A 22,596-nucleotide genomic window follows, 5' to 3' on the forward strand; every position below is an offset into this window, starting at 1 on the left:
CACGAAGCCTTTGCGGCTACAGGTTCCACTCATGATTGATTCCAAGATATATCCGGAAGCCCGGATCCGCCACGGTGGATAGATAGGAGGCGTGACGAGGAGCCCGGTCGAAGAGATCTTTAACCAGAAGAAAAAGGGAGGTTCGGTCACCGAGCCGCCAGCGCACCGAGGCGTCCACGGTGATGCTTGAGTTTATTGATGTTTTTGAATTTTTGCGTAAATCGTGAAAAGTTCTGTTGCTTAAAAAATTTATTCTAGTAATGATGTTTAAATTTCTTGATGCTTTGATGTCAAGGAGGAGATTGCCCGTAAGGTGGGGGCCTGAGGCGTAGGGGCGACGGTAGGTGTGGTAGAAGGGGGTCCAGTTATTTGTGGCGGGATCGTAGATCATGTATTCCAGAACCCGGTACCTTTCGTTCGATCCCCAGCTGTTTACCACGGAGAGGTTGGCGGTGAGGTGGAGGGAGGGAGAATATTGCAGTGAAAGCTGGGTTTCCAGCCCCAGGAAATGTCTCCTTATGGGGTGAGAGAAACCGCCCAGAGGGTGTTCCAGGACCATGCGTTTTACGAGGGTGTAGAAGGGCGTTATGCGCCAGGAGAATCGGGGATGGGGTCGAGTCAGGAGCTCCAGGGAAAGGGTGTAGGCCCTTTCCGGCGAGGGATTTCGATCCAGAAATTCGGCCGCGTACGGAGTGCGATAGGCTGACCCGTAATTCAACTTTATTCCCCAGCGGGAGGAAGGCCTGAAGTATAATCCCGTTGAAAACGACCAGCCGGGGCGGTACTCCGTGTGATCGTCAAATCTCAAGCCTCCGTACCATTCCAGGGACCGAAAACGATGTCTCGCCTGAAAAAAGAAGGAGAGGAGTTCGGTGTCGAAGGATTTTCGGTCCACCAGAGGTCGGAAGTAGGGCATCTCTTTTAGATACTGGGACAGAAGTCCTCTAACCCTGATGACGGCGTCCCGGGTGCGGTTCCTCCGGTAGCCCACGCCGAGGGTAAACATTCCCTTTCCCCCGGCCCATTCCCTGGAGAGGATTCCTTCAAGGCCCAGGGTTCGGGATTTCTGCGAAAGATGGAAGTCCATTTCCTCCCGTTCCGGATGCGTGCTTTCCCAGTAGGCCTTAAGGTCGAGGGCCCATGGACCGAAGGGGTGCCGGAATTCTCCTTTTAGAAAATTAACGGGATATTTTCTCCTCCCGGGCCAGTCCAGATTCAGAAAGGAATCGTAACCCTTAAAGGATTTCCGGCCGGAGGAAAACCGTCCCACGATACGGATTCCGGGCCAGCCCTCCAGATTGAAGACCAGCTCCTCCAGCTCGTCCGTATGCTCTCCGGTGAACTTCTTTCCCCATAGGGAAAAAGTCATTGTCCCCCGCCAGTACTCGCCGGGATACGAAAGGCCGGCCACGATTTTCCGTTCCGAAAAAGGAGAACCCAAGAAAGTTTTAAGTCTTAAGCGTTTTCCGGAGGGGTGTTTGGGAATGAGATTCACTATACCCGCAAAGGCGTCGGGCCCCCACAGGACGGATCCCGGTCCCAACACTATTTCTATCCGTTCCAGGGCCTCGAGATTCAATTCCTCATCCAGAAGGTTTAAAGTCTTCGTGCTGTCCGAGGTTAGCGGGACTCCGTCGTAAAGAAAGAGCACCCCCTCGGGAACACCCCTTAAATAGGGACGGCTGCCCCACCAGACCCGGCCCATGTAAAAACCCGGTACGAAGGAAAGCGCCTCGCCCAGGGTCAGAAATCCGTATCTTTCGAGGTCTTCGGCCGTCAAAATGTAAGTGGAACCGGGAGGAGAAAAAGGATTTTCACTTTTGGAGGACAGGACGGTCAGGGCCTGCGGCTCCCCCCAGAAAATACCTTCGTATGGAGACGAACCGGAGGAATAGCCCGGAGATATTCTGGAAAAAGAGGCCAACAATAAAAACAGACAGTAACTCAGCACGATCCTGTGACGGCTTACACTATGGTGGTAGGGCATCAATTTTTTGTCGTTCTTACAATTTCTTCAAAGGTAGTCCACCCTTTAGCCGCTTTAAGTAGACCATCCTCAAAGAGACGCCTGAATCCTCTTTTCCTGGCCCATCCGTAAAACGATTCCGGACTTTTGTTCTCCAGAATAAGATCGCGCAATTCGTCATCTACCGGGAAGATTTCATACACGGCTATTCGTCCCAGATATCCCGTGCCGTAGCACAGTGCGCATCCTTTTCCCCGGCGGTAATGCACCGGGAGCTCCGGGAGTCCAGCCTCGGACAGGGCTTTGAGAAAGGGACCGGGAGGGGGGGTTTCCTTACCGCATTCAGGGCAGACCTTCCTCACCAGTCGTTGAGCCACGAGTCCTATCACCGAAGCGGCGATAAGGTAGCGCTCTATCCCCATGTCCCGCAGACGGGTTACGGCGGAGAGAGCGTCCCGGGTGTGAAGGGTGGAAAAAACCAGGTGTCCGGTAAGGGCGGCCTGCATGGCTATTTCCGCCGTCTCTTGATCCCTTATTTCGCCCACCAGAATTATGTCCGGATCGTGTCGTAGAATGGCTCTTAGGGCGGAGGCGAAGGTTAAGCCTATTTCCGGTTTGACTTGTATCTGACTGAGTCCGGGAATTTGATATTCCACCGGATCCTCTATGGTGATGATCTTCACCTCCGGACGCTGAAGGTATCTAAGGGCCGCATAGAGGGTGGTGGTCTTACCCGAGCCCGTGGGACCGGTCACCAGAATTATACCGTTGGGTCTGGAGAGAAGGTCACGAAAGATTTCCAGAGAGTCGTCTTCGAATCCCAGATTCTCCAGATTTAAGAGCTTTTCGTTTCTGGTCAGAAGACGAAGAACCACGCCTTCCCCGTACAAAGTAGGAATGACCGACACGCGTACATCGAGATCCTTACCACCCACCCGGAAACGAAACCCTCCGTCCTGGGGAAGGCGGTGTTCGGCAATGTTCAGACCGGCCATGAGTTTGATGCGGGATATTACCGGTGCGTGCAGCCTGCGAGGTAGATGTTCCTTCTCCCTCAGGAGGCCATCCACACGGAATCGAACCGTTAGCCCATCCTTAAAAGGCTCAAAATGGATGTCCGTGGCCCTCTGTTCGGCCGCCTCTCGCAGCAGGCGATTCACCAGTCTTATGACCGGAGCTTCCGAGGCGAGGTCCTTTAGATGGGTTTCCTCTTCATCCTCTCTGTAGTCCTCTATTTCCAGACTTTCCTCTCTGCCTTCGTAATATTTCTGTATCAGCTCAAGGATCAATTCCTCGCTGGCCACATATATCTTTCCGGAAAGGCCCACTTTCTTAATGACGATATCCGCGCGCGTTATTTCCTCCATAGAAGGGATGAGAATGACGAAGGAACCGTTTTGAAAAAAGGGAAAAACCTTCAGCGTTCTTAAAAGGGCAGGATTCAACCCCTCCACCGGAGATATTTCCCCGGAAAGGAGATGTTCGGAGGCTAATTCCATACTCTAATCCCAGCTGGTTATATCGGCGTTTTCTCCTTCTCCTCCCGGCTGTCCATCCGCTCCGTAGCTCCAGAGATCGTATTCTCCGTGTTCACCGGGAGAACGATAATGGTAGGGGCGTCCCCAGGGATCCACAGGGATCTTCCTTTTTTTCAGGTAAGGCCCCTGCCACCTGCTTCGGGCTTCCTCGTCCTCCGGGGGCTCTATGAGAACCCTCAGACCTTCCTCGGTGGTGGGGTAACGCCCCACATCCAGACGGAACTGATCCAGGGCGGCCTCGAGAAGGGCGATCTGACTCCTGGCTATCTCTCCCTTGGCCTTTCCCAGGCGGCCCACCACCCTTGGGCCCACCAGCGCGGCCAGTAAACCGAGAATTATCAGAACTACGAGAAGTTCCAATAGAGTGAATCCCCGTCCCCTTTTCATGTTCTTTTCTCCTCGAAAAGTTTTCGTCTAAGGATAAAACGCATCTGCATTCTTACCAGAGAGGGTTCGTCCTTTAAATCCTCGGGAAGTTCCGATAGAGCCTGTGCTCTTAATTCCGCAATTTCCCTCTCGGATAGTTTTTTCAGACATTCCTCAACTTTTATCCGTAATCGCTTTTCCTCATCTAAAACCTCCTCCATATCCGGGAACATGGTGGCCTGTGCAATGTTGTCCTCCCACCATTCCCTGGCCCAATCCTCCTTCAGGGCCTTTATCAAAAAGATCCTGTAGCTGCCCGGTTTTTTCACCTTTTCGTTGGCATACAGGATGTTTCGCCTTACGAATTCTTCGTCGTGGCGATCCAGAGCCCTTTTTATGGCCTCAATGAGGGTTTGCTTTTTTCGCTCGGAGGGAGGCAACAGTTTTATTAAAGACTCCAGTAGGTGATCATGGTGTCTTTTTTTACCTTTGCAAAACATTAAAATAGTTTTGTTTTTGAATTTTTCTACTTCCAGATTTATTTTTAGGTCTGTATGTTCGTTAATTCTGTTTATTGCTGTTTTTATTTTGGTTATTATGTGAGAAGGATACTTTTTTTTCATTGGAATTTTTTCTGCTAATTTGGTTACTTCTATTCTCCACTCTTCTCTGTTTTGAAAGTTTTTTATCAGTATTTCGTAAAGTCTTACGGCCAGAGGCGATCTTAGGGCTTTTATTTTATCGAAATCTAAATATTTGAAATATGTGGAATTTTTTATGCGGGTTAGCCATTCTCTGTTGAATCTTATGTAAAGTTTTTTGCTTTCTTCCTCCAATTTCCAGGTATCAATTATGCCGAAACTCAGTGTTATATACTTTTTGCCGTCGTAAAAGGAACCATGGTAGCGAACCCCCACCATTTTCCATCTTTCCAGACTGTCCTCGAGTCGGCGATAATCTACGGGTCTGATGCTACGGAAACCGCAATTTTTCAGAATTTCATATCTGGAAAGCTCGATTTCTTCTTTCCATCCCTCTTTTTGAGATTTGTACAACAAATAGAACAGAAATATGGCATCCAGTTTTGTGGGGGGTTTATATCCACATCGATATTCGTAACCCTCTCTATCTTTCCATATGAAGCCGATGTCATTTTCCAGTTTGGACACCAGTTTTTCGTCCTGCATCCACAGGGGATACTCCAGCATATTGATGTCTTGCTTGATGTTTTTCTCAAAAGACTTTACGGTCTCCCCGGTTTTCATGTAGCCCCCCGGAAAAACTCATGGTTTTTAAAATCATAGCGCATACCGCCTGGAAAGGGAAGGCGCCGGTATTCATGCGGCGGGAAGCCGTATTTCGAATTCCGCCCCACCCAGGTGAGGGCATTTTCGGACCTCTATCGAACCGTTCAGATTTTCTATGATTCGCTTTACCACGGTAAGCCCCAATCCGGCCCCTTTACTTTTCGTGGTGAAGAAGGGTTCGAAAATCATGATCGTGTACTCATCGGGAATTCCCCGACCGTCGTCGCAAACCAGGATGGATACATAATCGCCTTTTGAATGCACCGTTAAGAGGACATTCCGGGCCTCAGCCTCGAAAGCGTTCCTTATCAGGTTGTAAAATACCTGTACCAAAAGATCGGGATCGGTCTTTATGTTTAAGTCTTTTTTGATATTGATATGAATCTTTCTGGATATGCTCAACATTTGTAATTTGTGTACGGTGTGTAGGATTGTTGATATTTTTATTGATTGCAAGTGCGGCTTGATAGGCTTTGCATATATTAGCAGATTTTTTACCAGAACATCGATCCTTTTGATTTCTTCTTCCAGAAATGATGCAAGTCTCTTTCGTTCTTCATGAGGAAGGTCCTTTTTCAGCAGATCCAGAGCCCCCTGCATAATCCCCAGAGGGTTTTTTATTTCGTGGGCAGCAATGGCGGCGAACTTTCCCAATTCCGCCAAAAATTTCTGTTCCGCCATTTGCCGGTACGCTTTTTGAAGGTCGTTCTGATATTTTTGTATAGCCTGTAGCATTTCATTGAATGCTTTAGCCAATTCTTCCGTTTCCTTGAGTCCGTGCCCAGAAATTCGGAGGTCTATCTTGCCCCGGGAGATCTCGTTTGCGGCTTTAAGGAGAGCCTCAAGTGGAATAGCTATTGCTCTGTAAAGCAGGATATATATCAATATGCTGGCTAGCATAGCGATTGCACTTATTATTGACGCACTTATTATAAATATTTTTTTGATTGCTAATCTTAGAGGTTCTTTTGTATAGTACAATTTCAGCTCTCCTATTTTTGATGGTGATAAAAATAGTTCTTCTTCTGTTGATGTGATTTGGACAGGCATTTTTATGTAAAATTTTGTGTCCGTTATTCCTCTTTTTATCCATATTTCTCCATTCGTCTTTGTTACAGTTGCTCCTATTATTTCTCTATTTTTCAAAACTTCTTCTATAATTTTGTTTGCGGTTTCTTTATTGTTTATTATAATGAATAATGATAAATTCCTGGATGTTTGTTTGGCCAAAAAAAGCAACCTTTTTGTGTAGTATAGTTCTAAAAAATTTGATACCAGATAATGGGCCATTGCAAACGAAATAATAACTATAATGAATAATATCAATGCCAGTATCAGGAGCATTTTCCTTTTTAAGGTCATTTTTTCTCCACAAAGAATGGAACATGTAAAACACAATTCTTTTGCGCTGTAAAATTCATCTTTCCCACTAGTTTTCCTGCTGAAAAATAATCCGGCTTAAAGCAGATGCCATTTTTATACTGACAGTATAATGGTCCGAATCCTATGATGTATTTTTTGTTTAAAGCGCTTATTTTTAAAATTATGGAAGCAACCGGATACATGAGTAATTTCTCTTCCGGATGGATATATATAATATCGTCTTTATTGTTATAAATGCTCTTGATCAATTCTTTTGTGTTCCGGCATTTTGTGATCTGGAAGTTCAATTTTGTTTTTTGTTTTATTATGTTTTTTATTTCTTTTAATGAAAGACAATCATCCATACAGATCGCTTTTATTCCGGAATTGTGGTCGAATTTTAGCGTATCTAAGGCTTTTAAGAGAAGGGAGGCTTCGTGGTCCGGCGATGGTTTTATGTAAATTCCGCAAGCTTTTTCCTTAATAGGTTCAAAAAGCAAGCATGCATATATTGATGCCTTCGAATTTATTTTCATATCGGTTTGAAGATACTGTATCGCTTTCGGGCCGACGGCCAGAATGACATCCGGTTTGAAGTATTTCAGTTCTGTCCTTAAAAAGGGGGTTTCGGGTAATAAGACGGCCTTGATCTTTCGTTGCGGAAAATTTCTGGAGCTTTCCTCTTTAAAGCCCCGGTAAAAGTCATAGAAGGGTTTAAGTTCGGAGGAGAGAATAACGAGCACTTTTTCGGCATGGACATATTTTTCGGCATGGACATAATGACATATAGAGAAGCAGAAGATGAAAATCAGGAGGGATAGACGGGCCAGGTCTCTTTTTCGTGGGACGCCCCCTCTCCAATGAAGCAGGGTAATACCGATTTTTCTCCTCCTTTTTTCATTTCTTGAATTGAACAGTTTCTGCAAAGCCGATCGTTAAATATAATCTTTGGTTTCGGATGTTGCTTTTGTATTTGTACAACCAAGATTTCCGATTAAGTCCGGCTCCAGCGCTGGGGGCTTCGCCCTCCAAAACCCCAGGGGAGGGCGTTCGAAAAATGACCCCTCCCTAACCCTCCCTTCAAAGGGGAGGGAACAAATTCCCCCCTTTGTGAGGGGGGGCCGGGGGATTTGCTGTTCCTTCATAAGAGGGCAAGAGGTAATACGCTTCCTTTTTCGAACACTCCCCAGTTCCCTGTTGACATTTTTGCGTGTTTGCGTATAGATGGATTTAAATCATGCGCGGTCAGGAGAGGTTTCATGAGTAAAGCGTACCGGATTGGGATGGTGATAGTCATGGTTTTGTTGTCGGTTGCGGTTTTATGGCCGGGCAGTATTCGGGCCCGATCCTCCTGCCCACAGGCCGAAAGCGTGGAGCAGGCTTTGTTGCAGATCTGGCCGCGGGCCAGGGGACGCCTACGGGTGGAAAGGGTACGGCCCCTGAAAGAATGGCCGGATTTCTGTGAAGCCGCGGTTTCCTTTGGAGGGCCTTTCAGGAGCTTCGTTTATATCCATCGGGATGGACATTTCGCCTTCGTCGGGCAGTTGCTGGACCTGAAAAAGGGGGAAAATATCACCCGAAAACACATGGCCTCCCTCAAGGTGCTGAATCCGATAGAAATACTGCGTCTCGAGGGAGCGGTGGGATATATCTGGGGAGAGTCCGGGGGAAAATCCGTTTATTTCATCATGGATCCCGATTGCCCTTTCTGCAAGAGAATGCTTCCTGTACTTGAAAGTCTGGTAAATAAAAAGCTGATTAGAGTGAAGGTAATTTACTATCCCCTGGAAAAGATACATCCCGACGCCGGGAAAAAAGCTATTTCTCTTATCTGTGACCAAAAATCGCCTCTCGTTCTTCTGAAAGAATATAAACCGGGTAATATGTGTGAGGAGGGAAGAAAGAAGATCGAGTATGCTAAAAGAGTATTGCGTTCCCTGAACATAACCGCCGTGCCCGTTTTAATCCGGCCGGACGGACGGATGCTAAAAGGACAGGCCTCTGCGGCCAGAATCAAAACCTTTCTTTTAAAGTAACCGGAAGTGCTCCTGGCCCTGATTTTAGTGTTATTGTTGACCGTGGAATTTTTTTCCTCGGAATCCATAAGAAGATACCGGGAGGCCTCCCTTTTAAATACTGCCTTCCTGGATCACTCCGAAGCGACCATGTTAAAAGATTCTTTATTGGAAATCGTACTGAAAAACCCCTTTCACGGATCCGTAGAGTATAAACTCGACGAATTTAAAGCCGTGGTCAGAATTGAAGACAGTAGCGATAAACCGAATCTAAACAATCTTTCCCTTCAAGAATTATCCGATATTTTGCTGGATACGGATTTGCCCGAAGAAAGCATAGAAGGAATACTTCAGAATTTCGAGGACTTGAAGGCAAACAACCAAACAATTGGAAGTCTGGACGATGTCGTTAAATATAAATTAATAGATGCTTATTCATTCTGGATAAAACCCGGACTGTACAGATATTTTACTGTCTATTCGGAGGAATCGTTTAGAATTTTTATGGCTATCTATTATCACGGCAGGCGGTATGTTTTTTTTATTATCGTTGGACCTCATAACAAAATTTTATTTGAAAAAAAGAATAGCCTGGAGTTCTAGATAGTTATGGCCAGGATTCTTGTGGTGGATGACGAAGAAAAGATGTGTGAAATATTGAAAATGATGTTGAGTTTTAAGGGGCATTCAGTTGATGTAGCTTACAATGGTCGTGAAGCTCTGGAGAAGATTAGAGACAGTTTTTATGATCTGGTTATTGCCGACATAAAGATGCCGGAAATGGACGGCAGGAAATTGCTGGAGGAGATCAAGAAGCTCGAAATAGCGATACCGGTGGTGTTTATTACGGCTTACGCTTCGGTGGAGGACGCCGTGGAGGCCATGAGGGCCGGGGCCGTAGATTACATACCGAAGCCCTTTACGGAGGAGAGGATCTTTCTCACCGTGGAAAGGGCCCTGGGTATATCCAGACTCATATCCGAAAAGGAGGCTCTGGCCAGGGAACTGGAGAGGAAGACCTTTCCCGAGGACATAGTGTGTGTCTCTCCGGCCATGCGGAAGGTGATGGACCTTGTGGAGAGGGTAGCCGCGCAGAGGAACACCACCGTCCTGATCCTGGGAGAGTCGGGGGTGGGGAAGGAGGTGGTGGCGAAACATCTCCATCGAAGGAGCCCGCGGGCGAAGGGGAGGTTTGTGGCTATAAATTGTGCGGCGGTGCCCGAGAACCTGCTCGAGGCCGAGCTTTTCGGTTACGAACGGGGAGCCTTTACCGGGGCGGCGAGCCGGAAGAAGGGAGTGTTCGAAGTGGCCCATGGTGGGACCGTGTTCCTGGACGAGGTGGGGGACATTCCCCTGGAGGCGCAGGCCAAGCTTTTAAGGGTGCTACAGGAGCGGAAGATACAGAGACTCGGTGGGCTGGAAGAGATCCCCATCGATGTGAGGATCGTCGCGGCCACCCACAAGGACCTGAAGGCCATGGTGGAGGAAGGGACCTTTCGGGAGGACCTGTATTACAGGATCAATGTTTTTCCCATCTACATTCCCCCTCTCCGGGAGAGGCGGGAAGACATAATTCCGCTGGCCGAACATTTTATCCGCCGGTTCGTGGGGCCGAAGGTCTCGGGTCCGTTGCTCACGCCGGGGGCGAAGAAACTCCTGTTGAGTTATTCCTTCCCCGGCAATGTGCGCGAGCTGGCCAATGCCTGCGAAAGGGCCCTAATTCTGGCCGGAGGGGAATTGCCCCTGACGGTGGAACATTTTGATTTTCTTTACGCTCAGTCTCCCGGAAGCAGGTCCCGACGGTTCGAACTGCCGCCGGAAGGGATTTCCCTGGAGGAACTGGAAAAGGAATTGATTCGCCAGGCCCTGGATCGCACGGGGGGTAATCAGAGCGCCGCGGCCAGGCTTCTCGGTCTCACCCGATCGAAGTTTCGCACGCGCATGAAAATGCTCGAGGAAGATAAATGAAAGTAATCGTGGTGGCCAACCAGAAGGGTGGGGTGGGGAAAACCTCGCTGGTGTTTCACCTGGCACATGCGATTTCCGAGGAAGGCGGGAGGGTAATGGTTATCGATCTGGATCCCCAGGGCAACCTTTCGTGGTGTCTGCGCCGGAGGACGGAGGAGGCCTGCCCCGCGGCGGAGATCTTCGAGCGGGAGGTGCTGGAAGCCGAGCCCTGCACCGAACGCATTCTTCTAGTGGCTTCCAACATAAAACTGGCTCGCTACGAGGCCGCCCCCGGGGGAATGCGGATTTACTTTAAGTTGCGCAGGGCCCTGGAGAGACACCGGGAAAACCCGGAGGCGGATTATGTGTTGATAGACTGTCCACCTTCTCTGGGTTTGTTTTCGCTGGCGGCGCTGGTGGCAGGGCACAGGGTGGTTATTCCCATGCGCACCGAAATCTTTTCGGTCTCCGGTCTGGGAGATCTCCTCAATGTAGTGGAAGAGGTGAGGGAAAGCGTGAATCCCGGGCTTGAGGTGGCCGGTATAGTGATGAACGCGGTGAGTTCCCGTACCCGGGTGGCGCAGAGCACTCTGGAGGAGCTTGCGGAATTGTCGGAGGAGCTTTCCCTCCCCGTGCTGGCCGTCCTTCCGGCCACGGTTCGATTGGAGGAGGCCCTGCGGGAAGGAATTCCGGTCTGGAGACTTAAGGAGGCCGGTCCCATGGGGACCAGAATAAGAAAGGAAATCGGTAAAATATTGAACTCCTTATGACAGGGAGGCAATCATGTCGAAAGGGTTGGTGAGCGAACTGCTCAGGCAGAAAAAAAGGGAGGCCGGGAATAAAGGGCAAAACCCGGAGGTACCCTACAAACGCACCACCATCTGCCTGCCGGAAGATCTCCACAGAAGGCTCAAGGTACTTGCCGCCGAACAGGGCCGGGGCCTCAATGAGCTCATGCTGGAGTTGATCATCAAAGGCCTGGGAGAGAATCAATGAAGTCCCTGATCCTTCTCCTGTGTTCCCTCCTTCTGTTCGTCTCGTGTTCCATTCACCCAAAGAAGACCCCTCCTCTCAGCCCTAAGGGTCCCTCCTTTCCGTCCGACCGGGAGAGTCAGGGAAGGTTTTCGACCGCGAACCCGCGGGTGAGTCCGCAAAAAATTTTGTCGGAGGAGGATGGGGACGACAGACGGAAGGAAAATGTCGGGACGGATAAAACCGTTCCGGAAGGGAAACACACGGTCGCTCCCCCGGAGGCTCCCGAGATCTTATCTCTACAGAAAAGGCACTATCGAATTGCTTCCGGCAAGCCCCTGTCCGTTTCTTTAGACATGGAGGGGGCGGACTTACTGGATTTTCTGGATCTGATTCTTTTAAAGACCCTTCATCTGAATTATGCCGTGGATCCTGCGGCCAGGGCCAAGATTACCGCGCACATTAAAGGCGATTTCAGCCCCGAGGAATTAATCGAAATAGTCAGGGCCGTTCTGGAATTGCATGCTCTGGATCTGGTTCAGGACGGAAAGATCTGGCGCGTAATTCCCGATCGCAAACGGGGAGAGGTGGGAGCCGGGCCCGGTTTCCTGATCGTGAGACCCAGGTATGCTTCGGCAACCAGTCTGGTGCTTCCGCTCAAGTCCTTCGTTTCCGCGCAGGGGCGTATCCTGGCGGACAGGCAAAGCAACATATTGCTGGTCGTTGATAGAGACACCAATTTACAGAAGGTCTTGCGGGTTATATCCGTCCTGGACCAGGCGAGATTCGCCCGTTTCGTTTACCGGCTCTATCCGTGTCGAGTCCTTGCCGCCGGTGATCTGGCTAAATATGTAAGAGAATCGCTACGATCCAGTGTCCTTAAAGATAGCGGTCTCTATCAGAGGGTAGAGGTAATTCCTCTGGAAAAACTGGATACGCTACTAGTTCTTGCTCAGAACGAGGAAGAGCTTCAACGGGTCTGGCAGCTGCTTATCGATCTGGATAAGGGAGAGGTGCGCGAGGAAAGGGTCTATGTGTATCAGGTGGAGAACGGAGATGCCGAGGAAATAGCCCGTATCCTGGAGAGTGTTTTCTCGAAGGGAAATGTTTCGCGACGCAGGACGGTGATCAGGGCCAGAAAGGGAAAAACGGGGATTTCGGGAGCGGGTCTTACCGGGGAGGTGAGGATCGTTCCGGACAAGGCCAATAATTTGTTGCTTATAAGGGCCAATCCGGACGACTACAGGCGCATCCTTAGGGTGCTCAAACAGATAGATGTCGTTCCGCGGCAGGTGGTCATCGAGACTCTCATTGCGGAAGTCACTCTGAACAAGGCTCTGGAGTACGGGCTGGAGTGGTTTCTGAAGACCAACTTCCGGCTGGAGGGGCGCAGGCTGGAGGGCAATGCGGTTTTTTCCCGTGAGGGTCGGGGCCCCTTCGATCTGGGGTCGGATGTTTCGGGATTCGTCTATACCCTCTTCCGGGGGCAAAGCCTGCGGGCGCTTCTTTACGCGCTGTCGTCCGTTTCGGAGGTAAACATCCTCTCCAATCCGGTGCTCCTGGCTACTGATAATCGGAAAGCGCGTATTCAAATAGGCCAGGAGGTGCCGATCATCACTCAGAAGGTGACGAACACCTCGGCGAGCATCCCCACGGTGACCTCCAATGTGCAATACAGGGATACGGGAATAATACTGGAGGTCAAGCCTCAGATTAATTCCAGCGGTCTGGTCAAACTGGACATTGTGCAGGAGGTAAGCACGGCGCAGAAGAATTATCTGGGCCTGGAGTCCCCCCTCTTCAGCAAAAGGAGGATCGAGACCTCGCTGGTGGTGGAGGACGGCCAGACGGTCATTCTGGGGGGACTGATAGATACTAGGAAGGAAACGGGGAAGACCGGTGTGCCCGTCCTACGGAGAATACCCCTGGTGGGAAAGTTTTTCGAGTGGAACACCGTTTCCCGGGATCGCACCGAGTTGTTCGTGGCCATAACCCCCCGGGTGGTTCGCTCCCGCGCCGAAGCGGAGGAGGTTATGCGCAATTTCAAACGCCGGATAAGGGAACTACAGGAATATCTTCGCGAGAAGAACTCCCGGGTCCATCCCTATGAACCTTAAAGATCGTCTCTATCTTTTCGTGGAATTCTGGTCTCCTTCCACGGTTCCGGCCTATTTTGATGGCGAGCGTCTATGGTTGCCGGAGGAGTATCGCCGCCCTGGGCGCCTTTATTTAGGCATTTCCCATCGATGTCTCTACTTCGGAGAGATGGAGCTTAATCTTGCGGATACCAGAAAGATAGCCGGAGCGGTGCAGCTCGAAGCCCTGCGACTTCTTTCCTTAATGGAGGAGGATGCGGAGGCGGCGGAGGTAGCTTTTTTTAAAGACAACGGCCGTGTCGTTTTCGTTTTTCAAAAACGATCCTTCTTCGAAAAACTTAAAACCCGGATCCCCCGGGGAGTGACTCTGTGTGGGGTGTTTCCGGTGGGGCTGGCCCTCCTGGCCCGCAATCCCCGGGATGGACTGCATGCCTGGTTTCGCGAGGATCGCTGCGAGGGAATTATCGTGGAAGCGGGCAGGATTAAATCCTTTTTGCCGGCGGATCCGGTCTCCGCTGAAACCGTGGTGAAGAACTTTTCCGGGCCCCGTTTTGTCTATTCGGAGGACCAGGTCCGGGAAATGTTGCCCTGGATTGGACGGATTTGTGAGCTCCCTTCGGAAAAACTGTTAGTGTTTCAAGGATTCCCTTTTTCCGTACGCCCCAGGATTCGTCCGGCCTACCTGATTCCCTGGTGCGTGCCGCTCCTGATCCTGGGTACGAGCTTTTATCTCACCGATGTGAGCCGCCGGGAGAGACAGGCCGTTGCTGATCTCGAAAGCCGGCTCCGAATGCTTCGAATGGAGCTTAAGAAAACGGAGGAAGCGATAGAACAGTACGAGGAGAATCGCAGGATTCGAAAGGAATGGGAAAATTTTCGCAAAGGAAACTATGATTTATATAAGATTATTAAAAAACTTAGCTTAATATTCCCGGAAAATGCCTGGGTAAATAGGTTTTCATTTAATCTTTCCCGTAAAGAGATAATTATTTCCGGGGAAGCCACGGACATTCTTTCCATAGTGAATCGAATAAAACAGGAAAAGTGGGTGGAGGATGTGCGTCTCTCGACGGTTACGCGTCAGACTTCCACGGAGAAGGAGCGTTTTTCTCTTACCATCAGGCTTGCTTCTCCTCGGGCAGTCGAATCAAAGCCTCAATCTCCAGGGAAATAGACAGTCCCCAGCGGTCCCTGAACTTGCGCGAAAAAAGATTTAGAGTCCGTATTCTAAAGGCCGACTCATTTCGGCGAAGCCGTTTCAGCAGTTCATCCAGACTCAGAATGTTCCCCTCTAGGGTGAAGTTGATCCGTACCAGGTGGAGATCTCCGATCACCGGGCGGCTGGAGACGATGCGAAAGGTTTTGATGTTGAGGTCGGGTATGTCCTTCATGAGGTTCTGGAGGTCGGATACCAGGGTGTAGCTGTCCTGCATCCTGGGGATGCCGGAGGAGCCGGAGGCGGAATCGCGTTTCAGGGCCTCGAGTTTGTTTTTCGTTTCGAGTAATTTCTGGCGGTAGTTCTTTAATAGAGCGGACTTCTGAATCCTGAGCTCTCGAACGGATTGGAGGGAAGACCAGGCCGGATAAAGATAACGCCACAGGAGAAAGGCGTTCAGTATTATCCAGAAACCCACAAAATATGCAACGGATCTGGAAATTCTTAAACGAAACCGGCTTTGACGGTGGCTCCCGGGAAAGGCGAGTTTCAGGACAGGTCTCTTCATGTGCATATATTAGCATCTACCGGTTGGGAGAAAAGACCGGGAAAGCCCAAAATTCCCGGATAAGTCCGGCTCCCGTGCTGGGGACTTCGCCCCCAAACCCCCGGGGTGCCTGTGGGTGCGGCTCTTCGCTTTCTTTTTGGGGGCCTTCCCCCATCGAGGGAAAACCCGGAACTTTATAAACCGGCTTCACTCAACGATTCCTTTTCCTCCTTCTGGGATATTTCCCTTCTTGATCTGGATGCTCCAGAAGGTAGAAATTAAACGAAAAAATTGTATAAGGCCCGGGTTCCCCGGCCGGGGGAGGCGGTGAATAGACCGCCGCCCTACAAAAGGGATCAGGGCACCGAGGAAAAAACAAATTGAATTTTGCCTTAAGAAGGAGAATTTTTACTTTTAAGGAAATCAACCTGCGCTGGCCGTGGCTCAGAAGTCTTCATGCTCGGCTGGTGTCCGCCCCTTTTGTAGAGTGGCGGTCTATCCACTGCTTCCTCCCAGCCGGAGACCCCAAACCTTACAATTTTCTCCGTTAATCCAATTTTACCTCGTAAAATGAGTAAACTAGGTCGGAGAAGTCTGGCACTCTGGAAAACCCTACATAGATCCTATAAGTTCCAGCGGGAATACCGCTAAGAGGTGTTGGAGTTTCTATGATAGGAAACAACACCGTGTGGCCAAGGGTGACCCTCCCCAAAGATCTCACATCGCTGCACCAGGAGTGGTCCGCAGAGCAAACCAGATAATAAAGCGAGACCCGCTCCCCGATCCTGTCCTCGGGAACTAGCAATTCCGGTATTAAAACCATCTTCCCTCTCCTGGGCATGGAGAGGTGAGCTTGAGAAGAGGAGGTGACCGGAGGCCCTAGAAATCTCCTTCCTTCGAGGGGTGAAGAAGGGGCCAGATTGACGACCTCTGCCGTACTGGAAGGCGGGAGACCGTGGGGGCCGGGTTCATCCGGAAGAGAAGTGTGACAGGCCAGACAGTTTTTCCCCAGAGGGCCGGACTCGCCCTGCAGGAGGATGGCCTGCCGGTTGTCTTTGGGCAGAAGCGAAGGCCACCAGGCATGTGGTTCGTAATGACAGGTAGCGCAGTACACTCCGTGGTGCCCCCGGGCGTCTCTGTATAGGGTGGAGCCGGTGTCTATCTCCAGACCCTGATGGCAGTTTGAACACTTCGGTTCGTCCAGCCAGGGTCGCCGACCATTCCGCAAAGAAGTGGCCATTTCCTGCAGATTTCCATGACAGTTTTCGCAGCTCTGCATGCCTTCTATAGCCGTCCTCAGACATTGCGTAACAGGTCCGGGATGACAATCGTAACACCCCGGCCGGGGAGAAACCCTCGCGTGTTTTCCGTGCATGGCGAGAGAAAAAGAGGGCACGCCTGGTATTCCCTCCTTATTTAAAACCGGATCGGCATGACAATTCTGACACAGCACGGGGGGTGTGGTTTGCCAGATCCGTTCCCTCCAGCTCGTCGTGTTTCTGCAGAATGTTAAGCATGGTGTCCTGACCGCCACTTCCTCCATGGCACCGATGACAATTCATTTCATGGGACACCGGGGCCACCGTGGTGGTTGTGGCCAGAATATTTCCCGTCTGTGCGTCCCTGACCACTATTTCTACCAGGGGATACGGATTGAAAGCACCATCGTCATCGAAAGGGGTCAAAGGAAGACCTTTAGCGACAAATCTATCGCCCTCAAGATCCATAGTGCCTACTAAGGTTTTCCCGGTCAATCCGGTACAAAAGGAAAGATCCACCCCGAAAAGCTGACCTGCATAATTCCAAAAATTTATCCCCTGACAGGTAGTGTTTTGAAGCAAGCGATATTCTACCGTAATGCCCTGTGTTACGATTCGCGGCTCTTCGCCTCTTTGAATCACCTGCGCCACAAGTGTGTTGTAAGGAGGGGTGGTACCTAAATTTTTGTGTCCGGGTATTAAGAGAAAAGAGGGAGCCTCTCCAACGGGAAAGGCTCCCTAGGCAGCGAGAAAAAATTCAAACAGGAGGTACACCTATGAAGCAAGATAAACTCTTTACCGAAAAATTTCTAGAGGAGCTCCAGAAGTGGGAGGACTTTGTCCCTCAGGAATTCTTCTCCTGGCTCTTCAAACACCTGGGCCTGGCTCACCGCGCCATCCACCTTAAACACCATCCCCACGACAAGGGAAACGGTTTCTACCAGAGAAACCTCCAGATAGGAGGACTCTCCTTCCCGGTGGAGATTGCCCGCACCCGCTACGAAAAATTCCGCCCCTTCTTCCTCCCTCCCGGACACACCCGCTACCTCCCAGAAGACTACCTCAACATGGCCTTCTCTTTCCTCTTAGGGGCCCGATCCATACAAAGCGCCTCCCGATCCCTTAAACATCTGGATCTACCTATCAATCAGAACTACCTGGACGAAGTGATTGAAGAGTTCGTGACCTATCTCGAAACCCTCAACACCTCGCCTCTGCCCTCGGATCTGGCCGCCATCTTCCTGGACGGCAAATCCATCCGCCAGAAAGTTAAGGAGGGAAGGGAAGTCCGGGAATACACTACCTATGTGGTTATAGGCCTTACCCTTGAGGGCCAAAAGTTGCTCCTGGGCCTCTACACCTTTGAAGGTCGGGAAAGCAAGGAAGGCTGGAAAAAGGTTCTTGAAACCTTGAGCCAGAGAGGGTTACGAAGGGTCCTTATCGTGGTTCACGATGATTTCCCCGGGCTTTCCTCCCTTACCAGGACCTTCTTCCCTAAGGCCGATATTCAGCTCTGCACCGTTCATCTCCTGAGAAATGCTAAACGCCACCTCAGCCGGGAACATTACCGAACCTTCAGGGAATACTTCCAGAGCATTAAAAACAGCCTCACCTATGAGAAAGGTTTGAGGTTATTTGAGGCTCTGCTGGAGAAGCTACCCCAGGAGTCGGATTTTGTGAAAAGAATAGCCAATCGCAAGGAACAATATCTGGCTTTTCTGAAATATCCAAAGGAGCTGAGGGCATTACTATCGTCTACGAATGTGGCCGAAGGAGTCAATCGGAAGATAGAGGAGGCGGAGAGGGCCTGTGGAGGGTATTTTCACTCCGAAAGGGACCGGGATTTCAGATATGGGGTATTGGCCAGGGAGTTGCTTGAGGGCTGGTGGAAGAGGGCCAACTGGAAATATCAGCAGGTGGCTCACCTTCTGAGATACCTCTTTAAAGAGAGGTACGAAAAAGATGACCTACAGGTCTAGACACAAAAAACTTGACAAGCGCCGTAAGGAGGCAAGATCGAAACCATCGAGTGATCCTCGTTCGTGCAGTGCATCCCTAAATCATTGTATGCAATTACGATGTAATTGCCGGCTGATTCCTCGATTCTTTCACCGGGATCATGATTGTCTGCCATATTCTCCTGGCGATTTCTGTAATAATCGTGGTCTTCGTAGGCAGAATCGGCTTTGGCGATACTCCCGGAGAAAATCAACAAAGTAGATAGAAACAACACAACAAACGATATTAAGCGAAAATACATTTTTTCTCCTCCTGCAATGAATTATGTTATATCCATTCCCGAGATAAAGTTTATAGAGGGACAAGGACTCCATTTTTCGTAGGCTTGGAAGCCTCTATAGGAGTCTGTCCCTCTGTCCCTCAACTCCCAATTGGTTGGTTGGGCGCAAAAGCCCCTGCCAAACGGGAGGATGGAGCTGAGGGACATATACCTTATCCCAGGAGGTAGCCTATGTTCTACATAGGTATCGATGTCGCCAAAAATTCCTTCCAGTTCTGTATCCTTCACCCACAAAAGGGAAAGCTCGTATCCAAAAACCTCCCCATGTCTTCCAAAGGCTTCGAAGACTTCCTCCAAACTCTCTCCGCCTATACCCCAAACCATATCGTCCTTGAATCCTCCGGACGCTTCCACCTCCCTCTCCTCGCCTTCCTCCTGGACCAGGACTTCCGGGTATCCCTCCTCAACCCTAAAATGGTTCATCACTTCGTCCGGTTCGTCTCCGCTAACAACCCCTCTAAGTCCGATAAAAAAGACGCCTTCCTCCTGGCGCTCTTTGCCCTCTCCAATCCCCACCTCCTTAAACCAGCTACCCTCCCCTCCGAAACCAAACTCCTGGCCCGACAAATCCAAAAACTCAAACAGGAAATCGCCGAGGCCAAAACCCAAATCAAACACTCCCTCGCCGCCCTTTTCCCCGAAGCCGAAAAACACTTCAATGTCTTCTCTCGGGCCTTCCTTGAAATCCTCAGCCGCTACCCCTCCGCTAAAAGAATTGCCAAAGCCGGTTGGGGAAAAATAGACTATATCCTCTCCCGACTGCCGGGCCGTAAACCTTCCTTCTCCGCTCAAGACCTCGTGCAGGTGGCCCAAAACTCGGTGGGGATCTCTCATAAAGGCCTGGAAAAAATCCTCCAAATTTACATCCAAAAGATCTTCTTCCTCCAATCCATGATCGAAAAACTGGAAAAAGACCTCCAGACGGAGATCGAAACTACCATGAAAACTCAGCTGGAATGCCTCTCCTCCATAAAAGGCATCTCCCGCGACCTCGCCTCCAGGTTCCTGGCCGAAGTCGAAAACATAAAACGCTTCAGTAACGCCAAAAAACTGATCAAATATGCCGGAACAGATCCCGTGGTCAAACAATCCGGAAAATGGAAGGTCCGTATGAACATCTCCAAACAGGGAAATCCTTACCTTCGAAATATCCTCTTCCAGATGGCCGTAGGAACGGTCAAGTGGGAGAAAACTTTTCAGCATTACTTCCGAAGGAAATACACCCAGTTCAGAAGCTATAAAAAAGCCATGATAGCCGTAGTTAACAAACTGATCCGGGTAATCTATGCCCTCTCTACTCGTAATCAATTCTTCGATCCTTCTAAACTTGCTCCTGCGGGGGTGCCCCATGCCTAGCTATCAATTCCTGATAGTTGACTCCTGTATTTAATTTAATAAAAAATTATAGTACCTTTTTATGGAAGGCAAGGATTTTCCGGGCACGGAACGCTAAAGGAGTAATATTCCAGAAGATAAGGGCCGGAGAGGGCGGAATCCCGAACGGGAGAGATTAACACGAACGGGTAATACCTTCCGGGCGGAACTTCCTCCACCGGGATTCTTTCCGAAAGGAACACCTCCCGGGCCTCTCCGGGGTTCCAGCGGTACGGGTGAAGCGGTAAACTGTCCGACGCGTCCCGGACGGAAGGACCGTTCCCCGAAAACCATAAGATTTTCCCCCCGGGGAGGACGACGCCGGCCCACACGCAGGCTTCCCTGTCCGGGGCCGGAAGGTTCAGGACCAATCGGAGGATCTCGCCGGGTTTCCCGCATCCATCCCGGGAGGCTTCTCCCAGGCGAAAGAGGCTTCCTTCCGTGTCCTGGGGAACTATCCATCGCGTGTATGTTTCATTCTCAGGAATGTGCAGAGCTGTTTTGCGACACAGATTGTCCGCGGGGGCCGAGGGTATCGATTCTATGACGCAGATATCCCCGCCCCGGCTCTCCAGGCGAACGGGAAGGGCAACGGGACGATAACACAGGGCGTTTTCCCCGGAAGAGACCCTCTCAAGCCCCTTAAGGGTCTTTAGCCCCAAGGATCCCCACACGCAAACGGTATCGGGGGGAAAGGGGTCCGGGCCCATGTCGGCATAGCGATAGACATAGGCCCGCAGGCGCACATACCTTACCGGAGGGGAGCCGTAAAGACGACGCAACACCTCCAGGTCGGAGCGAGAGGGCAGGGTGGTGCCGTATTCGTAATAGTTCATGATGGAGGGGGTATGGGGTTCCCTGTGGTCGAAGGGATGATCCAGGCCCAGAGCGTGTCCTATTTCGTGGGCCACCACCGCCAGCGCCAGTTCGAAGGGATAGGCAGGCACCGAGGGATCTATGAAAACGGCGGAAAAAAGTTTGTAAATGGATAGGGGATTCACCGCGTAGTAGGAATGCGTGACCCCCGCGCTGTCCGGATCCAGACACCCTTCGGTGCCGGGGACGGCCAGCGCGGTCACATAGATGCCCGGAGGAACGGTCTCGCTCTCCCCCTCTCCGCAGTCGTTCGCCAGAAAGGACAGATCCCTCCGTCCGGCATAGACCAGATTTACGGCCCCGAGGCTATTCCACAAATCGAGGGCTTCGATCAAGAGACGCTCCATCTCGGGGGCATCCCTTCGATCCAGAAAGACCGGAACCTCCACTCCCGGCCTCCAGCGTACGGTTACTCCGGATATCCTTTCCGTGTAACGGTAAGGGGGAACGGCTTCCGACAGGGGCTCTCCGGAGAACCGGTTTCCGAAAGGCAGTATATGCTGGTGCAGATCCCCGGCCGAACCTTCTATCGCCCCCAGAACCAGAAAGACGAAGAGAAAAAGGGAGAACCGTATCACATGACCACCTTATCCGAAAAACTCCGTCTTCGCCATACGGTCGTATCCTTTCAAGGACACCTTAACCCGCTTTCTGGAGAACGGCGTTAAATTTTACATAAGATTTATTATCGGAAATCGAGGACGGAACGGCAGGGGATGCGCCAGGCGTCCAGTTCTTGTCTCTTGCGAAGGGCCGAGAAACCCAGTTCGGCGGCCTCGGCACAGAATTCCTCCGGAGACAGGTTGTATTCCACGGCGAAAACGGCCTTTCCCCGCCGAACGAATACCCGATAGGCCTCACACTCCCCGTATTCGAAGCATTCCTCCACCAGCGCCCAGTCGAAGAAGAGCTCGAGCTCCTCGGCCTGTTCCGGATCGTTCTTTAATCCGATAGAAAGTCCCCGTTTGTGGGCTTCCAGGGAGAGCCACACATTGTAGCGGAGTTGATCCCCGTAGGTGATCGGAAATCCGGTATCGTGCAGATACCCATCCACATCATCCGGCTCCACGCCGTCGCAGCCCTTCCTTACGGCAAGATCCAGACGCGCCCTCACAATGGGGGCCAGAAGGTCGAGCCGCCTTATGTCCAGCCACCTTTCTTCGGGCCAGTCCTCGAGGGGATTCCCGATTATCTCCTCCGGGAAGGCGTCCGCGTCCGGACGCCAGGGCTCGAGGCTTCCCGCGCTGAAGTAGCAAATGACCTTTCGGCCGCGCCGTTTGAGCTCGGCGATCGTCTCCGGCGGCGTTTCAAAAAGATCCACATCGAACACTTCGGCCTCCACTGAGACATCCACTGGCTGGGTGAGCTGCCACTGCCAGCTTGTGCCCGGAGCCGGCCTCCAGGGCATTCTCACCCGGAAGTGCTCCACATTAGAAAAACGACCGTTTCCCTCCTCCGCCACCGCCACATAAAGGGCTACATCCTCCGGAAGCTCCACGGAAATCTCCACCGTCTC

19 protein-coding genes are annotated in these 22,596 nt (G+C 50.9%); 9 read left to right on the forward strand and 10 right to left on the reverse strand.

The features are described 5' to 3' along the window. Positions 1-16 precede the first annotated feature (16 nt). From K3767_RS11795 to K3767_RS11820, 6 genes are all read right to left on the reverse strand, one after another. Entirely contained in the window at positions 17-1,987 is a 1,971-nt protein-coding gene (locus K3767_RS11795) for a TonB-dependent siderophore receptor (protein ID WP_221173823.1), read from the reverse strand. Continuing rightward, positions 1,987-3,465, reverse strand: coding sequence for a GspE/PulE family protein (locus tag K3767_RS11800; protein ID WP_221173824.1), 1,479 nt, complete (start codon positions 3,463-3,465; stop codon positions 1,987-1,989). Before K3767_RS11800 ends, K3767_RS11795 begins: the two co-directional genes overlap by 1 nt. Before the next feature lie 3 nt (positions 3,466-3,468). Beyond that, the gene (gene gspG / locus K3767_RS11805) at positions 3,469-3,891 is read right to left on the reverse strand and encodes a type II secretion system major pseudopilin GspG (RefSeq protein WP_221173825.1); all 423 of its coding nucleotides are present in this window, start codon (positions 3,889-3,891) and stop codon (positions 3,469-3,471) included. After that, positions 3,888-5,135 (reverse strand): replication initiator protein A, encoded by a 1,248-nt coding sequence (locus K3767_RS11810; RefSeq protein ID WP_221173826.1) that lies wholly within the window; start codon positions 5,133-5,135, stop codon positions 3,888-3,890. Before K3767_RS11810 ends, gspG begins: the two co-directional genes overlap by 4 nt. Before the next feature lie 72 nt (positions 5,136-5,207). Continuing rightward, positions 5,208-6,521: a HAMP domain-containing sensor histidine kinase gene (locus K3767_RS11815; RefSeq protein ID WP_221173827.1), complete on the reverse strand. Its 1,314-nt coding sequence runs from the start codon at positions 6,519-6,521 to the stop codon at positions 5,208-5,210. 14 nt (positions 6,522-6,535) lie between these two features. After that, positions 6,536-7,465: a hypothetical protein gene (locus K3767_RS11820; RefSeq protein ID WP_221173828.1), complete on the reverse strand. Its 930-nt coding sequence runs from the start codon at positions 7,463-7,465 to the stop codon at positions 6,536-6,538. Between the two features lie 333 nt (positions 7,466-7,798). On the opposite strand from K3767_RS11820, the gene K3767_RS11825 reads away from it, so the two are divergent. The 7 genes from K3767_RS11825 to K3767_RS11855 all read left to right on the forward strand — a co-directional run bounded on the left by K3767_RS11825 (position 7,799) and on the right by K3767_RS11855 (position 14,743). Continuing rightward, positions 7,799-8,575, forward strand: coding sequence for a thioredoxin fold domain-containing protein (locus K3767_RS11825; protein WP_221173829.1), 777 nt, complete (start codon positions 7,799-7,801; stop codon positions 8,573-8,575). Between the two features lie 6 nt (positions 8,576-8,581). Further along, positions 8,582-9,157, forward strand: a complete 576-nt coding sequence (locus K3767_RS11830) for a hypothetical protein (protein ID WP_221173830.1) — start codon at positions 8,582-8,584, stop codon at positions 9,155-9,157. A 6-nt stretch (positions 9,158-9,163) separates the two neighbouring features. Continuing rightward, positions 9,164-10,522, forward strand: a complete 1,359-nt coding sequence (locus K3767_RS11835; protein ID WP_221173831.1) for a sigma-54 dependent transcriptional regulator — start codon at positions 9,164-9,166, stop codon at positions 10,520-10,522. After that, on the forward strand, positions 10,519-11,271 hold the full coding sequence (locus K3767_RS11840) for a ParA family protein (protein WP_221173832.1): 753 nt from the start codon (positions 10,519-10,521) through the stop codon (positions 11,269-11,271). The genes K3767_RS11835 and K3767_RS11840 overlap by 4 nt, the downstream gene beginning before the upstream one ends. A gap of 13 nt (positions 11,272-11,284) precedes the next feature. Continuing rightward, positions 11,285-11,497 carry a toxin-antitoxin system HicB family antitoxin gene (locus tag K3767_RS11845; RefSeq protein ID WP_221173780.1) on the forward strand — a complete coding sequence of 71 codons (213 nt, stop codon included), beginning with the start codon at positions 11,285-11,287 and terminating at the stop codon, positions 11,495-11,497. A gap of 164 nt (positions 11,498-11,661) precedes the next feature. Continuing rightward, positions 11,662-13,590, forward strand: a complete 1,929-nt coding sequence (gene gspD / locus K3767_RS11850; protein ID WP_221173781.1) for a type II secretion system secretin GspD — start codon at positions 11,662-11,664, stop codon at positions 13,588-13,590. Beyond that, positions 13,580-14,743 (forward strand): PilN domain-containing protein, encoded by a 1,164-nt coding sequence (locus K3767_RS11855; protein ID WP_221173782.1) that lies wholly within the window; start codon positions 13,580-13,582, stop codon positions 14,741-14,743. Before gspD ends, K3767_RS11855 begins: the two co-directional genes overlap by 11 nt. On the opposite strand, the gene K3767_RS11860 is transcribed toward K3767_RS11855, so the two are convergent. Together K3767_RS11860 and K3767_RS11865 are read right to left on the reverse strand one after the other, a co-directional pair. Beyond that, on the reverse strand, positions 14,688-15,293 hold the full coding sequence (locus K3767_RS11860) for a hypothetical protein (RefSeq protein WP_221173783.1): 606 nt from the start codon (positions 15,291-15,293) through the stop codon (positions 14,688-14,690). The two genes, K3767_RS11855 and K3767_RS11860, sit on opposite strands and share 56 nt — an antisense overlap. A 526-nt stretch (positions 15,294-15,819) precedes the next feature. Beyond that, a complete protein-coding gene (locus K3767_RS11865) occupies positions 15,820-16,668 on the reverse strand; it encodes a cytochrome c3 family protein (RefSeq protein WP_221173784.1) in 849 nt (282 codons plus the stop codon). A gap of 639 nt (positions 16,669-17,307) precedes the next feature. On the opposite strand from K3767_RS11865, the gene K3767_RS11870 reads away from it, so the two are divergent. Together K3767_RS11870 and K3767_RS11875 are read left to right on the forward strand one after the other, a co-directional pair. After that, complete coding sequence (locus K3767_RS11870; protein WP_221173785.1) at positions 17,308-18,510, forward strand: transposase; 1,203 nt, start codon at positions 17,308-17,310, stop codon at positions 18,508-18,510. 491 nt (positions 18,511-19,001) lie between these two features. After that, positions 19,002-20,186 (forward strand): IS110 family transposase, encoded by a 1,185-nt coding sequence (locus K3767_RS11875; protein ID WP_221171521.1) that lies wholly within the window; start codon positions 19,002-19,004, stop codon positions 20,184-20,186. A 59-nt stretch (positions 20,187-20,245) separates the two neighbouring features. On the opposite strand, the gene K3767_RS11880 is transcribed toward K3767_RS11875, so the two are convergent. Beyond that, complete coding sequence (locus K3767_RS11880) at positions 20,246-21,658, reverse strand: matrixin family metalloprotease (RefSeq protein WP_221173786.1); 1,413 nt, start codon at positions 21,656-21,658, stop codon at positions 20,246-20,248. 107 nt (positions 21,659-21,765) lie between these two features. Further along, positions 21,766-22,590, reverse strand: a complete 825-nt coding sequence (locus tag K3767_RS11885; protein WP_255592421.1) for an endo alpha-1,4 polygalactosaminidase — start codon at positions 22,588-22,590, stop codon at positions 21,766-21,768. Positions 22,591-22,596 lie beyond the last annotated feature (6 nt).

Origin of the sequence: Thermosulfurimonas sp. F29 (assembly GCF_019688735.1) — a bacterium.
Classification (GTDB): domain Bacteria; phylum Desulfobacterota; class Thermodesulfobacteria; order Thermodesulfobacteriales; family Thermodesulfobacteriaceae; genus Thermosulfurimonas_A.

Coding starts and splice junctions, on each gene's coding strand:
- K3767_RS11815 (WP_221173827.1), bottom strand. CDS start 6,521: ATGCTCCTGATACTGGCATTGATATTATTCATTATAGTTATTATTTCG.
- K3767_RS11835 (WP_221173831.1), top strand. CDS start 9,164: ATGGCCAGGATTCTTGTGGTGGATGACGAAGAAAAGATGTGTGAAATA.
- K3767_RS11825 (WP_221173829.1), top strand. CDS start 7,799: ATGAGTAAAGCGTACCGGATTGGGATGGTGATAGTCATGGTTTTGTTG.
- K3767_RS11855 (WP_221173782.1), top strand. CDS start 13,580: ATGAACCTTAAAGATCGTCTCTATCTTTTCGTGGAATTCTGGTCTCCT.
- K3767_RS11795 (WP_221173823.1), bottom strand. CDS start 1,987: ATGCCCTACCACCATAGTGTAAGCCGTCACAGGATCGTGCTGAGTTAC.
- K3767_RS11840 (WP_221173832.1), top strand. CDS start 10,519: ATGAAAGTAATCGTGGTGGCCAACCAGAAGGGTGGGGTGGGGAAAACC.
- K3767_RS11845 (WP_221173780.1), top strand. CDS start 11,285: ATGTCGAAAGGGTTGGTGAGCGAACTGCTCAGGCAGAAAAAAAGGGAG.
- K3767_RS11870 (WP_221173785.1), top strand. CDS start 17,308: ATGAAGCAAGATAAACTCTTTACCGAAAAATTTCTAGAGGAGCTCCAG.
- K3767_RS11875 (WP_221171521.1), top strand. CDS start 19,002: ATGTTCTACATAGGTATCGATGTCGCCAAAAATTCCTTCCAGTTCTGT.
- K3767_RS11800 (WP_221173824.1), bottom strand. CDS start 3,465: ATGGAATTAGCCTCCGAACATCTCCTTTCCGGGGAAATATCTCCGGTG.
- gspG (WP_221173825.1), bottom strand. CDS start 3,891: ATGAAAAGGGGACGGGGATTCACTCTATTGGAACTTCTCGTAGTTCTG.
- K3767_RS11810 (WP_221173826.1), bottom strand. CDS start 5,135: ATGAAAACCGGGGAGACCGTAAAGTCTTTTGAGAAAAACATCAAGCAA.
- K3767_RS11860 (WP_221173783.1), bottom strand. CDS start 15,293: ATGAAGAGACCTGTCCTGAAACTCGCCTTTCCCGGGAGCCACCGTCAA.